Below are 13,374 nucleotides of genomic sequence, written 5' to 3'. Positions count from 1 at the left end.
CATCATCCTCCGGTCGGGTCCGGCGTGGGCGCGGAACGGGCATCGCGTCCCGTCAGGGCCAGGAGCCGCACCTGGAGCGGGGCGTCGTCCGGCACGGGGACGGGAGGGTCGAACAATCCTGTGGCGCTCAGCATCTCGCGCTGGGCGTCCGCGTCCTCCCAGACGGCGGCGACCAGGTCGGGATCGAGGCTCTCGTCCAGCCCGGCCGCCCGGGCGAGGTCCCAGCTGTGCACGGTGACATCGAAGACCTGCTCGCGCAGGTACCGCTCGATCGGCACAGTGCCATAGGACAGGTGGACCATGGTCGACGGGGGCGCGACCTCCCAGGCCGCGGCCGCCAGGCCGGAGTAGCGGTGCCACTCCGCGACCAGGTCGTCGCCGAGCGGATGGACGTGCGCCTCTGCCTCGGTCAGTTCCAGACCGCCGAGCAGCGGCGGCACCCACTGCTGCTCGACGGTGACGTGCCGCACCAATTGGGCGGTGTCCCAATCGGTATCGGGGGTCGGCGCGGACCAATCGGTGACAGCATCCACCCGGGCCGAGAACTCCCGATGAGACCGGCGTAGCAATTCGAGCCAACCCAGTGCCATCTCAGGCTTCTCCGGTTCTCACTGCCCGGCCGGTGGCTTGATCACGCTGAAGACTGCTCCCTGCGGATCCGCGACCACGGCAATTCGGCCGACCTCGGGCACGTCGAACGGCTCGGCGAGCACCCTGCCCCCGAGGTTCTTGGCCTCGGCGACGGTGGCGTCGGTGTTCTCGACCGCGAAGTAGACGTGCCAGTAGGCGGGCAGGTCCGGGCTGGGTGGGGCGGTGCAGCCGCCGACCTGATCCTCGCCGACCTGCAGGATCGTGTATCCCTCCATGGCCCCGGTGTTGCCGGTCAGGCCGACCACCGCCTCGTAGAACGGCAGCGCCTTCTCCGGTGTGGGGGTGACCAGCTCGTTCCAGATCAGCGTGCCCGCCTCGTTGACCAGGCCTGCGCCGATGTGGGTTCCGGCCTGCCACAGGCCGACCGCGGCGCCGGACGGATCGACGACGTACGACATCCGCCCCGACGGGTCGATGTCGAAGGGACCGGTCAGCACCTGACCCCCCGCGGCCGTCGCCCTGGCGGTGGCCGCGTCGACGTCGTCGACCGCCAGGTAGGTGTTCCACACCGGCGGCAGGTCCTCGGGGACGTCGGGCGGCATCGCGGAGGCCGCCGCGACGTACTGGCCTCGCAACGTGGCCATCGAGTAGGTGCCGCCGTCGGGCGTCGGCATGTCCTCGAATTCCCAGCCGAAGAGCCGGGCGTAGAAGACCTTCGCGGCCTCGGGATCGGTGGTGGACAGGTCGACCCAGCTCGGGGTCCCCTGCTTGTAGCTCGAACGGGTGGGCATTGCTGCTCCTCTCGGTCGGTGCGGGCTGCGACGCCCCACCGACCACGGTTCCAGCACCCGCGACGTTTGGGAAGAGGCAACCCCGCCCGAATCGAGCCGCCGTCAGATGGCCCGGCAGGCCTCCCGCAGATTCGCGACCACGGTCTGGTTCGTGTCGACGCCGCCGTTGACGAGCGCGACCGTCAGCTGCACCACCGAGGACACCGCCGGATCGGCATCGGTGGCGTACCGCTCGAGCTGTGTGGTCAGGGCCGGGGCGAGCGCGGACCGTACGTCGGCCTGCAGTCCCTCCCACCCGGCGTAGAGCCGGCAGGCCGCGGACGCGGCGGCGATCCCGCTGTCCGCGTTCAGGATCTCGCGGGCGGCGGCGGAGTCGTCCAGCGCCCGCTGCGCGCTCGCCGAGAGCTGCGACACCGCGCCCTCCATGTCCTGAGCGCTGCACGCGGACAACGCGATTGCGCAGGCGGCCGCGCACAGGCCCGCTGTCAGGATTCGCCGGGACCGGGGCATCGACACTCTCACTCTCTCTTGACGGAGGACGGCGACCGGAGTCGGCCGCATGACATCCAAGCACGCGCAGCCGACGGATTCGCGCCGCGGGCCGTCCGGACTCAGGACCGGGCCGCCGGCTCCGGTTGCACGGCGGGAGCGGAGATGTCGCAGTGCGGTCGGCAGGCCACCGACTCCTCGTCGACCACCGCCGGTACCCCGGCCGGGATCATGGCGGCGGCGAGGACCGCGCCGAGCACCAACAGGACGGCGCAGATCAGCATCGCCACGTCGAAACCGCGCGTAAAGGCCTCCGGATCGGCGAAGTCCGCGCCTGCGATCCCGGCCAGCCCGGGCAGCGCGGCGACGGCGAGCAGCTGGCTGCTCCGCGCGATCGCGTTGTTCACCCCCGACGCGATCCCGGCCCGATCGGTCGACACCGAGGTGAGCACCGCGGCGGTCAGCGGCGCCACCAGTGCGGACAGACCGAGCCCGAAGACGACGACCCCCGGCAGCACGTCCGTCAGGTAGGAGGCGTCCGGACCGATCCGCAGCATCAGCAGTAGGCCCGCGGCGGCGAGCAGCGGCCCGACCGTCATCAGTAGTCGCGGCCCGTGGTGCTGGGCGAAGCGGCCCGCCCGCGACGAGAGCACCAGCATCAGGGCGGTGATCGGCAGGGTGGCCAGGCCGGAGGCCAGCGGCGAGTAGCCGGCCGCGAGCTGCAGCTGCAGCACCAGGAGGAAGAAGACCCCGCCCAGCGCGGCATACACGGCCAGGGTCACCAGGTTCGCGGCGACGAAGACCCGCGAGCGGAAGAGTGACGGCGGTACCAGCGGATTGTCGGAGCGCCGCTCGACCACGACGAACGCCGCGAACAGCAGCATCCCGAGGACGACCGGCGCCCACCGCCCGCCGATCAGGCCGAAGGTCAGCGCGCCGAGGGCGAGGGCGGCGAGCGCGGCGCCGAGCACGTCGAGCCGGCCGTGCGCGTGGGGGTCGCGGCTCTCCGGGACGTGCCGCGCGGCCACCCACACCACCGCGGCCGCGAGCGGGAGGTTGATCAGGAACACCACGCGCCAGCTCGACACCTCGACGATCCAGCCGCCGAGCAGCGGACCGATCGCGCCGGCGACCCCGCCGAGCCCGGACCACAGCCCGATCGCCGCGCCCCGGTCGTCGGGGTCGATGGCGGCGGACAGCAGGGCCAGGCTGCCGGGGGTGAGGAGGGCGGCGCCGATGCCCTGCAGGATCCGGGCGAGCACCAGCAGTTCGATGTTGGGGGCCAGCCCGCACAGCAGCGAGGCGGCGGCGAACCAGACGGTGCCCCAGATGAACACCTTGCGTCTGCCGAGTCGGTCGCCGAGCGCGCCTGCCAGCAGGATCAGGGAGGCCAGGGTGAGGGTGTACCCGCTCAGGACCCACTGCAGTCCGGCGACGTCGGTGTCGAGGTCCTCGCCGATCCGCGGCAGCGCCACGTTGACGACGGTGGCGTCGAGCATGGCCAGCGCGGAGCCGAGGACCGTCGCGAGCACCACCCAGCGGCCCTTGGTCGAGCGCAGTCGGACCGTCGCACCCAGCGCGTCCATGCGCCGAACGCTACGCCGCTAGATCCTGATCCACGTGGCGTGTGCGCGGCCGAGTTCGCGGCCGTCCGACCCGTACGCGGTGGTCGCGGTCCACACCTTGCGACGTTCGGTGCCGAGGAACTCGCCGAGGACGACGCAGTCCTCGTCGGGTTCGGGCAGCGCCGAGACCAGTCCGGTGATCGAGCCGAGCACCATCGGCATCTTGTCGTGCGCGGTCCACGCGCCGGGGCAGTCGAGTGCGGCCCACACGAACTCCGCCTGCCCGGCGACGTCGGGTTCGACGTGCCAGACGCACGCGGAGCGCCCGTCGTCGAGCGGCCCCGAGAACAGCCGCAGGCCGTCGCCGCGGTCGCGGGCGCTGCCGCACACGAAGCAGCGCGGGAACGGGTGACTGACGTGGCCGGGGAACCGCTCGGCCGCCGCCCGGGCGGCGGACAGGTCGACCGCGTGCACCCGCGGCAGCTCCTCCTCGGCGGCGGCGATTCGGGCCTCGGCGATGGCACCGTCGGCGTCCTGCGCGACGGATCGACCGTCCGCGGTGGCCACATCCATCGGGGTGTCGAGCGGCGGCGGGCGGCGCAGCGAGACGGTGACCGGTCCCGGGCCGAGGGTGGCGGCGAGCAGGCCGGCGACGTAGCCGCCGTTGCCGGAGGTGTCCGGGCCGTTGAATCGGCCGGGTATCAGCAGAGTCATCGTTGCCTCCCTCGTTAGGCGGCTGCGCCGCCCGTGCGCGGTTGATGAGTCCAGGGACTCGTCAACCGCGCACAGGCGCGAAGCGCCTACTTGCTGTACTCGTAGAAGCCGCGGCCCGACTTCTTGCCGAGGCGACCCGCCTCGACCATCCGGCGCAGCAGCGCGGGCGGGGCGTAGTGCGGCTCGGCGAACTCGGCGTACAGCGATTCCGCCGCGGCCAGCGTGACGTCGAGGCCGACGGTGTCGAGCAGCGTGAGCGGGCCCATCGGGTAGCCGCAGCCGCCCTTCATGGCCGCGTCGATGTCCTCGGCGGTGGCGTAGCCGGACTCGAGCATCCGGATCGCGGAGGTGAGGTACGGGATGAGCAGCGCGTTGACGATGAAGCCCGAGCGGTCGCCGGCCTGCACGGTGGTCTTGCGCAGGGTGTTCTTGGCGTAGTCGGTGACGGCCTTGGCGGCCTCGGGGGAGGTCACCAGCGTGGAGATGATCTCCACCAGCGGCATCACCGGCACCGGGTTGAAGAAGTGCACGCCGACGACCTGCTCGGGGCGCTGGGTGGCGCCCGCGACCTTGATGACGGGGATCGAGGAGGTGTTGGTCGCCAGGATGCCGGACGGCTTGACGATCTTGTCGAGCTTGCCGAAGATCTCGTACTTCAGCGACTCGATCTCGGGGGCGGCCTCGATGACCAGGTCACGGTCCGCGAACTCCTCGATGTCGAGGGTCACGCGCACCCGCGCGATCGCGGCGTCCGCCTCTTCCTGGGTGATCTTGCCCTTGGCGACGCCACGGCCGATCGACGTCGCGATCCTGGCCTGCGCGGCGTCCGCGAACTCCTGCTTGGTCTCCAGGACGAGAACCGAGCTCCCGGCCTTGGCGCACACCTCTGCGATGCCGGCACCCATGGTGCCGCCACCGATCACTCCGACTAGCTCCACTGTCATCTCTCCAAACGCGTGTCGGTCGTCTTGTCTCGGGGTCATTCTGCTACCCGCGGGTAGCGGCCGCAGCGCCGGACCGTAGCTGGTACTTGATTGAGGAGCATCCCGGTGGGGGTCCCGGGGCAGGTCCGCGGCGAAGGCGATGTTCCCTGGCGCCCCCACGACCGCGAGGTCGGTGGTCTCAGGCTCCGTGCCCCGCGCCCGCGTGCAGGTTCTTCGCCGTGGGCGAGGTGGGCACCTGCTTGACATCGGGGTAGGTGTGCAGGATCCGGTCGGCGGTGCCGGAGGTGGTCACGGTGAACCAGTAGTGCTCGTTCTTGTAGTGGTGCTGCCGGTGGTTGAGCCAGATCGCATGATAGATACGAGATTTTGGGCGGTAGTCGCTGTGGATCAGGTAGTGCGTCCACTCGTACACGAGCCCGATCGCGCCGAGCACCGTGAGGAAGGTCAGCGCGAGTCCGGTCCGGGGGAAGGCGAACAGCGCCAGCGCGGTCAACACCGGGATCAGCCAGACCAGCGTCTGCCAGGGGATGAAGATCAGCGGCACGTCGCGGGGGTCGGCGTGGTGCTCTCGGTGGCTCCGGGCCAGGAGCGAGTCGAGGGTCATTCCGGCGACACGCTTCGGCCGCCAATGCAGGATGCAGACGTGAATGGTCCATTCGACGAAGGGGAACGCGGCCAGCATGACGAGCGGCGTCACGGCGTCGCTCGGCTGCCAGTCGCCGACGACGAGCCGACAGACCAGGGCGGCCACCAGCATCGCCGAGATCATCCACGGGGAGGGGTGCCGCCAGAACTCCGCGCCCGCGGCACGCAGGTCGACGGATTTCCTGCCTCGCGTGGATCGTGCGGTCGTGCTCATGACGTTCCCTCCAGGTTGTCGATGACGGTGCTGATCGCGGTGGTGCCCAGTTCCAGGAGTTCGACCGCCGCCCGCTCCGCGGCGTCCTCGTCGTGCGCGGCGATGGCGTCGGCGAGGCGGAGGTAGGCATCCGTTTGGCCCACTTCGGCTTTCATCACCTCGCCGAGCGCGGCCATCGTGGGCTCGTAGGCCTGCCGCAGGCTGTTGAAGATGAGGCGGAACGCGAGGGAATCGGCGCCGTCGACCACGCATTCCCAGAAGTTCAGCGCGTGCCGCTGGCGGCCGACCGGGTCGTCGTCGGCGCCGAGCGCGCGAACGGTGTCCCGCAGTTGCTCGGTCAGTTCGGGCCCGGACCGGGTGGCCACCAGCCGCGCGACCTGCGCGCCGATCATCGCGCGGGCCTCGAGGACGCTGCGAACCACCGCCCAGTCCGGCTGACCGCCGCGGATCAGGAGGCTCGGCAGCAACTCGGGGCCGCCGTGGCGCCGGAAGTCCCGGACGGACGTCGAATCCCCCTGCCGCACCTCCACCAGCCCGGCGTGCGAGAGCTTCTGGAGCGCCTCCCGGACGGCGGGCCTGGAGACGCCGAGTACCTGCGCCAGGTGACGCTCGCTCGGCAGCGAATCGCCGGCGGCGAGCTCGCCGCCGAGGACGCGGGCGGAGATCTGCTCGAACACGGCGCCTGATGCGGACTGCCGCACGATCGGGTCGAAGGCCATGGCTCGACGGTAGGCCCCGAGTGGTCAGTGGTCAAGTGGTCAGACCAGTACTCGCGGTTCCGTCGCGATGGGCCCGCCGGTGCCGTGGTAGAAATAAGCAAACGCTTAGATTTGTCTGGGGAGGCCGGCAGGCCCTCGTGTCGCCGGCGTCCGAACACAAGGAGAAGACCATGGGGATCCTGGACAGGTTCCGGCTGGACAACAAGGTGGTCGTGGTGACCGGGGCCTCGTCGGGGCTCGGGGTCGCCTTCGCGGTCGCCTGCGCGGAGGCCGGCGCCGACGTCGTGCTCGCGGCCCGACGCGTCGACAAGCTCGAGCGGACAGCCGAAATGGTGCGCGGCGTCGGCAGGGAGGCGCTGTGCGTGTCGACCGACGTCGCCGATCCGGATCAGGCCCAGCGCATGGTCGACGCCGCGGTGGAGCGCTTCGGCCGGGTGGACGTGCTGGTCAACAACGCCGGGATCGGCACCGCGCACCCCGCGACACGGGAGACACCGGAGCAGTTCCGGCAGGTGATCGACATCAACCTCAACGGTGCCTACTGGGCGGCGCAGGCCTGCGGCCGGGTGATGGCGCCGGGGTCGGCGATCATCAACATCTCCAGCGTGCTCGGACTCACCACCGCGGGACTGCCGCAGGCCGCCTACGCCGCCAGCAAGGCCGGGCTGATCGGACTGACCCGCGACCTTGCCCAGCAGTGGGGCACCCGAAAGGGCATCCGGGTGAACGCGATCGCGCCGGGCTTCTTCAAGTCGGAGATGACCGACGCCTACCAGGACGGGTACCTCGACAGCATGGCGCCGCGGCTGGTGCTCGGCCGGATCGGCGACCCGGAGGAGCTCGCCGCCACCCTCGTCTGGCTGGCCTCCGACGCGGCCGCGTACGTCACCGGGCAGACGATTCCGGTCGACGGCGGGCTCACCATCACCTGATCGGACCGGCGCAGCGGTGCCCTTGGTGCGCGCCGGGCTATCGCTGGGGAACGATCTCGCGCATGCCACCGTGCCGGACCTCGATCCGCACCCGACCGTCGTGGCCGAGCTCGACGCGACTGACCCGCGCGCCGTCCTCGGACACGATGGTGGCCGCGGTGTCCCGGCCCGGCGGGAGCACCCGGGCGGTCAACGTCCCACCCGTGACCTCGTGCAGGGCGTCGATCAGCTCGCTGTGCAGCCGGGACACGAGGGCCCGCGGTCCGTCACGGAGGCCGCCGTCGTCGAGCAGGATCACCTTGGCGCCACGCCTTCTGGCGCCGTCCACGGCGCGGCTGACCCCCTCGTCGGAGGCGAGCAGGGGAGCGCGGAGGGTGTCGCGCAAGCGCTCCTCCACCAGTCCGCATTCCCCGCGCGATTCGGCGTCGAACTCGGCCCCGTCCGCGGATCGTTCGAGGATCGGCCGGGCCAGCACGTCCAGGCGGCCGAGCTGGGAGTCGCGTTCGCGCAGCACGGCATGCGTCATCGCCTCGTCCGCGGCCCGTTCGGACTCCTGCTCGCGCAGCCTGAACACCGCGTAGCCGACGGGCAGGACGGTGACGGCGAAGATCGCCGACATCAGCACCGGGGCCAGGTTGAGGGAGGCCATCCGCAGCCCCGCGCCCCAACCCTGACCGGTGCTCTCGCTCCAGAGGCCGCAGGCGAGCACCATCAGCGCGGCGCCGATGCACGCGTGAAAGGCCCTGCCGCGCACGGACATGTAGGTCAGCACCGCGGTCACCGCGCGCAGCTGCCAGGTGTCGTCGACGGTCCAGCCGGGCACCGGCAGCTGCCACAGCACCAGGGCGCACGCGAGGGGCCCGACGGCGGTCAGCGCGAGGGTGGGGACGATCGGCATCGGGTCGCCGGGGACGGCGATGATGACGACCGCGGCGGCGGTCAGCAGGGCGGCCGCCAACACGATGGGCCAGACGTGGTGCACGCCGTCGAGGTCGGTGAGGGCACGCAGGGTGAAGCTCAGGCAGAACAGCGCGACGACCACCCTCGCGGCCGGCCGGTCCATGCCGAGCAGCTCGCGCACATCTCGCGACGGGGCGCGGGTCATGCTGCCGCCCAACGGAGTGTCACCTGGGTGCCGAGGTCAGGAGTCGACCGGATCTCCGAGGTGCAGCCGGTGACCGCGGCCATCCGTGCCCGGATGCTCACGCCGATCCCCAGGCGGTAGGGCGGAACCCGGTCCGGGTCGAATCCGCGCCCGTTGTCGGCGACCATCACCCGCAGACCCTCGGCGTCCGCGTCGACGAGGACCAGCCGGTCGACGGCCCGGTCCGGACGGTCGGCGTGCCGCAGGCTGTTTCGCAGTGCCTCGGCCGCGGCGGCGGCCACGGCGCGGATCGCCTCCCGGGGGACGGTCCGCGACGCGACCCGAACCTCGACGTCGACGGCGACATCCTCGTCGACGTCGACCAGGGCGGTGCGGATCATCGCGACCGCGGCGTCGATCTCCAGGTCCTCGGTGGCCACATCGCTCGTCCGCAGCCGATCGAGTTCGCTCAGCGCGATGCCCGACTGCTCGCTGAGCTGCCCGGTGTTGCCGTGCCGGGAGATGCCGAGCAGCGTCGACATCACGCGGTCGTGGATGAGGGCGTCGAAGCGCTTGCGTTCGACGTCCCGTGCCGCGACCGCGGCGGTCGCGGCGGACTGGCGCTTCGCGGTGACGATGGCGCGGTCGAGGGTGCGCCCGGTCTCCACCGCGGTGATCGTCGCCAGCACGAACAGGCTGCAGAACATCACGAGGTTGAAGGCGTCGGGCAGCCATGGGCCCGGTGGCGCCGTCCGGGAGAGGTGCCGGAGTGTCTCCGCCAGGCAGGCGCTGACCACGAGGTACGCCACACTCAGCGCGGGCCGCCAGCCCAGGGCCGCAGCCATGGTCACCAGGCCGGGGAAGGTCGACAGCCACACGTCGCGGGTCGGCGGCAGCGGGTCCTGCAGCGCGATCAGCCAGCCGAGCCCCGCCAGGAGGTAGGTGCCCGCGGCCAGTGCTCCCAACCGGTGGACCCACCGCAGGTCGGGGGCGAAGCTGGCCGGCCACAGGGCGAGCAGGGGGCCGAAGACGAGCACCACGGCGAGCGGCGTCCACCACGGCGCGAGTGCCCGTGACTGGGCGACGATCGACGGTGCGAGCAGCAGGCCGAACAGCAGGGCGCCCGCGCTGAGGAAGCGGGCGAAACTGCGGATGATCCTCTCCTCGGCGGTGCCGATCGGCCTGCCGCGCACCGTCATCGGTGTCGCTCCCGCCGCGGCGGCATCACAGTTCGTCGAGCGAGATCAACTCGTCCTGCACGGCGCGGGCGACCAGGGCGGCCTTGGTCGGGGCCGAGCGTCCCACCTGGTTGTACTTGGCGCGGATGCGTGCGAGGTGGGTGTTGACGGTGCCGACGGACAGATAGAGGTCGGCGGCGACGGCGTTCTTCGAATCGCAGCGCAGCCACCGGAGCAGCACCTCGACCTCGCGGGGCGAGAGCGACGGACGGCGCAGGCTGCGCGATTCCGCTCGCACCGCGGGCGCGTACTCGTGTTGTTCGTCGACTGCGGTTCTCATCTCATGACCCCCGGGCGGACGCGGCTGGTCGAGGGCTCGACCCCTCGTCGCGAGCCCTCCTTGCGGATCCGAGGCTAGGGGGTGGAACGTGATCTGCCGAGACGGCAGTTCCCTGCCCGCAGAACGAGGGGCATGGTTAGCCGAGCGAAGCTTCGGCGTCCGCGGCGCGCCCGCCGTGGCCGAACTCGGTGCGTCGCACCCGGTCGGTGCCGCTCGCGAGTACCGTCGCCATCGCGCTCCTGCCGGGCGGCAGGACGCGCACCGTCACTGCCCCGTCGGAGGCCGCGGCGAGTTCGGCCGCCACCATGCCGAGGAGCCCCTGCGGCGCATCGCCCACCGCGTCGTCCGCACCGCGGTCGTCGAGCAGGATCACCTCGACCCCCCGGCCGCGGGCGGCGCGGGCCGCCGCGGCGACGGCGGGGTCGGAAAGCCCCGGCGCGCGCAGGATGTCGCGTAGATGTGCCTCGAGCAGCCGGCACGCGATCCGCTCGTGCTCGTCCAGGTCGACGCCGGTGGCGATGCGATCGAGCAGGGGCCGGGCCAGCTCGTCGAGGCGCCGCAGCTGCCGGTCGCGTTCCTCGAGCACGGCGGCGTCGGCGGCCTCGGCGGCGATGCGGCGGGTGGTCTGCTCGCGGAGCTCGAAGATCGCCTTCGCCGACGGGCGGACCGTGTATGCGACGAAGGTGGCCATCAGCAGCGGCGCCATGTTGATCGCCGACATGCCCAGCCCGTAGCCGGCGCCCTGCCCGGTGCGCATCGCCCACAACGCGCAGCTGGCGAGCATCGCGGCCATGCCGAGCCAGCCCAGCGCGATCCGGCCGCGCACGCACAGGTACGCCAGGATCGCCGTGCCCGCCCCCAGCGGCCAGGTCTGCAGGAGCCCGTCGATCGGGACCGGGAGGACGGGCAACACCAGGTTGAGGGCGATCGCACCGGCGAGGGTCAGCGCCACGGCCGGCCGGAATGGCAAGGGGTCCCCCGCGATTCGGACGAGGGTGACCGCCCCGGCGCTGACGACGAGCCAGGCCGTCAGCTCCGCCACCACCGCATCGGGTCCGGGACTCGTGCTGAGGGAGACCAGCAGGAAGGTCAGCACGTACGCGGCGACGAGGGCCTTGGCCCCGCGTGTGTGCAGCCCGAGCAGCTCGCGCACGTCCCGGGTGCCGGGTTGGGCGGTCACGGTGCGCTCCAGTCCAGGTACACCCGGGTGCCGGCTCCCGGCGCGGTCACGATCCGGGCGGTTCCGCCGTCGAGCTGACGCATCCGTCCCCGGATGCTCACCGACACACCGAGCCGATGGGCGGGCACCGCGCCGGGATCGAAGCCCCGTCCGTCGTCGGCGACCAGCACGGCGATCCCGTCCCCTGTCACGGAGACGTCCACGGAGCGTGTGACGGACTCGCCCGCGTGCCGCCAGCTGTTGCGCAGCGCCTCGGCCTGGGCGGCGGCGAGGGCGCGGGCCGCCTCGGCCGGCATGGTGAGAGTCTCTGCACCATCCTGTTTTTCGACCCGAAAGGTGATCCCCTCGTCCACGTCGGTCGCCGCGGCGCGAAGATGCGAGAGTGTCTCGTCGCAGCCGAACCGCTCCTGTGGTTCCGGCCCGTCGCGCAGGGCGTCGAGCTGGCGGAGCGTCCTGGCCGCGAGGAGGCTGACCGCGGGCGTCGCGCCCTGCCGGGACGCGGCCAGCAGGGTGGACATCACGCCATCGTGGATCAGCGCGTCGAACCGTTCCCGCTCGACGGTGCGGGCGCGACGAGCGGCGGCGGCCGCGGCCGCGGCGTGGGTGGAGTCGGTGGTGGCATCGAGGACCCGGGCGGTGCGCAGCGCCATGACCGCGGCTCCCACGAAGAGCGTGCAGAACATGATGGCGAATGTGATCTCGGGGAGCAGCAGTGCCCGGGGGGCGTCCTCGTGCGCGGCGAAATTGACGATCTGGACGGAGACACATCCGATCACCAAGTGCACGAACATGATCCAGGTCGGCCACGTCGTGGCGACGGCGAGGCTGGCCAAGCCGGGAAAGGTGGCCAACCACAGGATCTCGCCGCTCGGGAGGGGCGGGCCGTTCCAGGCCAGGGGCCAGCTGAACACCGCGACCAGGAAGGCCGTTGCCGCGACCCCGGAGGCGATACGCATCGGGCGGGTGTCGTGGCGGAGCGAGAGCAACCCGGGCAGCAGCCCGGACCCGTACACGGCGGCCACCGTGACCGGGGTCCACCACGCGTCCATCCGCGGCGCCATCGAGGTCACGGCGGGCAACAGCAGGATCAGGTAGACGGCGTAGCCGGCGCTGATCAAGCGCGCGACCATCCGGGAGATGTGATCGGCGGACTCGCGTCGCCGATCGTCCGCCGGTGTGGTCATGGGTGGCCGGGATGCAGCAGCGGCGGCGGCAGCCAACCGTCCTCGACCGCCCGCTTGTACAGATCCGTCTTGGTCCGGGCGGGCCTGCCGGCCTCCGCGTACTTCGCCCGGATCCGGGCCAGGTAGTCGTTGACGGTATGCGGGGCCAGGCCGGTCAGGCTGGCGACACGGGCCGCCTTCTCGCCAGAGGCGTAGAGCGCGAGCACGTCTCGTTGGCGTGGACTGAGGCCGACGTCGTGCAGTCCGGGGTCGCCGTCGATCGCGGCGGCCCATTCGGTGGTCACCACCTGTTCGCCGTTCGCGGCCGCGGTGATGGCGGCGATGACGGTCGCGGTGGGCTCGGACTTGCGCAGTACCCCGAGCACCCCGGCCTTCGCGGCCAGCCGCACCAGGTAGGGATTCTCGGCTCCCGTGAACACCAGGGTCTCCAGGCCGGCCGCCCGGAGTTGCTCGACGTTCGACTTGGGGGAGGAGCCGTCGGAGAGCCGAAGGTCCAGGATCACGAGGTCCAGATCGGCGCCTTGTGCGAGCAACTCGGGCACGGTGGGTGCCGAAACCGCGATGACCAGGTCCGGTTGATCGGCCAGCATCGCCTCGAGGCCCATCACGACGGATTCGTGGTCCTCGACGATGCCGATCCGGCGCGGGCCCGGTTCGGCCAGGGGGAGGCCGCCTGCGTACGACGAATTCTCGGTCAATGTGCTCCTCGCACCGGGGTTCTCGGCACCATGCCTATCGCGGTATCGGGCAGGCTGCGGGTGACGTTAACAGCCGGCCCGGACTACCACGGGCTCGATGGGGCTG

The 13,374-nt window shown here is 71.7% G+C and carries 14 protein-coding genes and 1 pseudogene; 1 reads left to right on the top strand and 14 read right to left on the bottom strand.

Translation table 11 applies throughout. The annotated features are described in order from the left end of the window. Window positions 1-2: 2 nt before the first annotated feature. The 8 genes from ACFQS9_RS02590 to ACFQS9_RS02555 form a co-directional block, all read right to left on the bottom strand. The gene (locus ACFQS9_RS02590) at window positions 3-590 is read right to left on the bottom strand and encodes a TIGR03086 family metal-binding protein (RefSeq protein WP_378401246.1); all 588 of its coding nucleotides are present in this window, start codon (window positions 588-590) and stop codon (window positions 3-5) included. A gap of 18 nt (window positions 591-608) precedes the next feature. Then, the gene (locus tag ACFQS9_RS02585; RefSeq protein WP_378401244.1) at window positions 609-1,382 is read right to left on the bottom strand and encodes a VOC family protein; all 774 of its coding nucleotides are present in this window, start codon (window positions 1,380-1,382) and stop codon (window positions 609-611) included. Between the two features lie 102 nt (window positions 1,383-1,484). Then, on the bottom strand, window positions 1,485-1,892 hold the full coding sequence (locus ACFQS9_RS02580) for a hypothetical protein (RefSeq protein WP_378401242.1): 408 nt from the start codon (window positions 1,890-1,892) through the stop codon (window positions 1,485-1,487). A gap of 101 nt (window positions 1,893-1,993) precedes the next feature. Further along, window positions 1,994-3,457 (bottom strand): MFS transporter, encoded by a 1,464-nt coding sequence (locus tag ACFQS9_RS02575; protein ID WP_378401240.1) that lies wholly within the window; start codon window positions 3,455-3,457, stop codon window positions 1,994-1,996. Window positions 3,458-3,475: 18 nt separating this feature from the next. Further along, a complete protein-coding gene (locus ACFQS9_RS02570) occupies window positions 3,476-4,150 on the bottom strand; it encodes a hypothetical protein (protein WP_378401239.1) in 675 nt (224 codons plus the stop codon). Window positions 4,151-4,236: 86 nt separating this feature from the next. Beyond that, window positions 4,237-5,088 carry a 3-hydroxybutyryl-CoA dehydrogenase gene (locus ACFQS9_RS02565; RefSeq protein ID WP_378401236.1) on the bottom strand — a complete coding sequence of 284 codons (852 nt, stop codon included), beginning with the start codon at window positions 5,086-5,088 and terminating at the stop codon, window positions 4,237-4,239. A gap of 184 nt (window positions 5,089-5,272) precedes the next feature. Beyond that, the gene (locus tag ACFQS9_RS02560) at window positions 5,273-5,953 is read right to left on the bottom strand and encodes a sterol desaturase family protein (protein ID WP_378401235.1); all 681 of its coding nucleotides are present in this window, start codon (window positions 5,951-5,953) and stop codon (window positions 5,273-5,275) included. Continuing rightward, window positions 5,950-6,672 (bottom strand): FadR/GntR family transcriptional regulator, encoded by a 723-nt coding sequence (locus ACFQS9_RS02555; protein WP_378401233.1) that lies wholly within the window; start codon window positions 6,670-6,672, stop codon window positions 5,950-5,952. The genes ACFQS9_RS02560 and ACFQS9_RS02555 overlap by 4 nt, the downstream gene beginning before the upstream one ends. Before the next feature lie 170 nt (window positions 6,673-6,842). On the opposite strand from ACFQS9_RS02555, the gene ACFQS9_RS02550 reads away from it, so the two are divergent. Further along, window positions 6,843-7,604, top strand: coding sequence for an SDR family NAD(P)-dependent oxidoreductase (locus ACFQS9_RS02550; RefSeq protein WP_378401231.1), 762 nt, complete (start codon window positions 6,843-6,845; stop codon window positions 7,602-7,604). 37 nt (window positions 7,605-7,641) lie between these two features. On the opposite strand, the gene ACFQS9_RS02545 is transcribed toward ACFQS9_RS02550, so the two are convergent. The 6 genes and pseudogenes from ACFQS9_RS02545 to ACFQS9_RS02520 form a co-directional block, all read right to left on the bottom strand. Continuing rightward, complete coding sequence (locus tag ACFQS9_RS02545; RefSeq protein WP_378401229.1) at window positions 7,642-8,709, bottom strand: hypothetical protein; 1,068 nt, start codon at window positions 8,707-8,709, stop codon at window positions 7,642-7,644. Then, complete coding sequence (locus tag ACFQS9_RS02540; RefSeq protein ID WP_378401227.1) at window positions 8,706-9,887, bottom strand: ATP-binding protein; 1,182 nt, start codon at window positions 9,885-9,887, stop codon at window positions 8,706-8,708. Before ACFQS9_RS02540 ends, ACFQS9_RS02545 begins: the two co-directional genes overlap by 4 nt. 25 nt (window positions 9,888-9,912) lie before the next feature. Beyond that, window positions 9,913-10,143, bottom strand: a pseudogene (locus tag ACFQS9_RS02535) (LuxR C-terminal-related transcriptional regulator); the annotation flags it as partial. A gap of 199 nt (window positions 10,144-10,342) precedes the next feature. Continuing rightward, on the bottom strand, window positions 10,343-11,386 hold the full coding sequence (locus tag ACFQS9_RS02530; RefSeq protein ID WP_378401225.1) for a hypothetical protein: 1,044 nt from the start codon (window positions 11,384-11,386) through the stop codon (window positions 10,343-10,345). After that, window positions 11,383-12,570: a sensor histidine kinase gene (locus ACFQS9_RS02525; protein ID WP_378401223.1), complete on the bottom strand. Its 1,188-nt coding sequence runs from the start codon at window positions 12,568-12,570 to the stop codon at window positions 11,383-11,385. The genes ACFQS9_RS02530 and ACFQS9_RS02525 overlap by 4 nt, the downstream gene beginning before the upstream one ends. Beyond that, on the bottom strand, window positions 12,567-13,175 hold the full coding sequence (locus ACFQS9_RS02520) for a helix-turn-helix transcriptional regulator (RefSeq protein ID WP_378401604.1): 609 nt from the start codon (window positions 13,173-13,175) through the stop codon (window positions 12,567-12,569). The genes ACFQS9_RS02525 and ACFQS9_RS02520 overlap by 4 nt, the downstream gene beginning before the upstream one ends. Between the last annotated feature and the right edge of the window lie 199 nt (window positions 13,176-13,374).

Origin of the sequence: Rhodococcus daqingensis, assembly GCF_042665615.1 — a bacterium.
Taxonomy (GTDB): domain Bacteria; phylum Actinomycetota; class Actinomycetes; order Mycobacteriales; family Mycobacteriaceae; genus Rhodococcus_G; species Rhodococcus_G daqingensis.
This window is presented reverse-complemented; position numbering and strand designations above follow the sequence as displayed.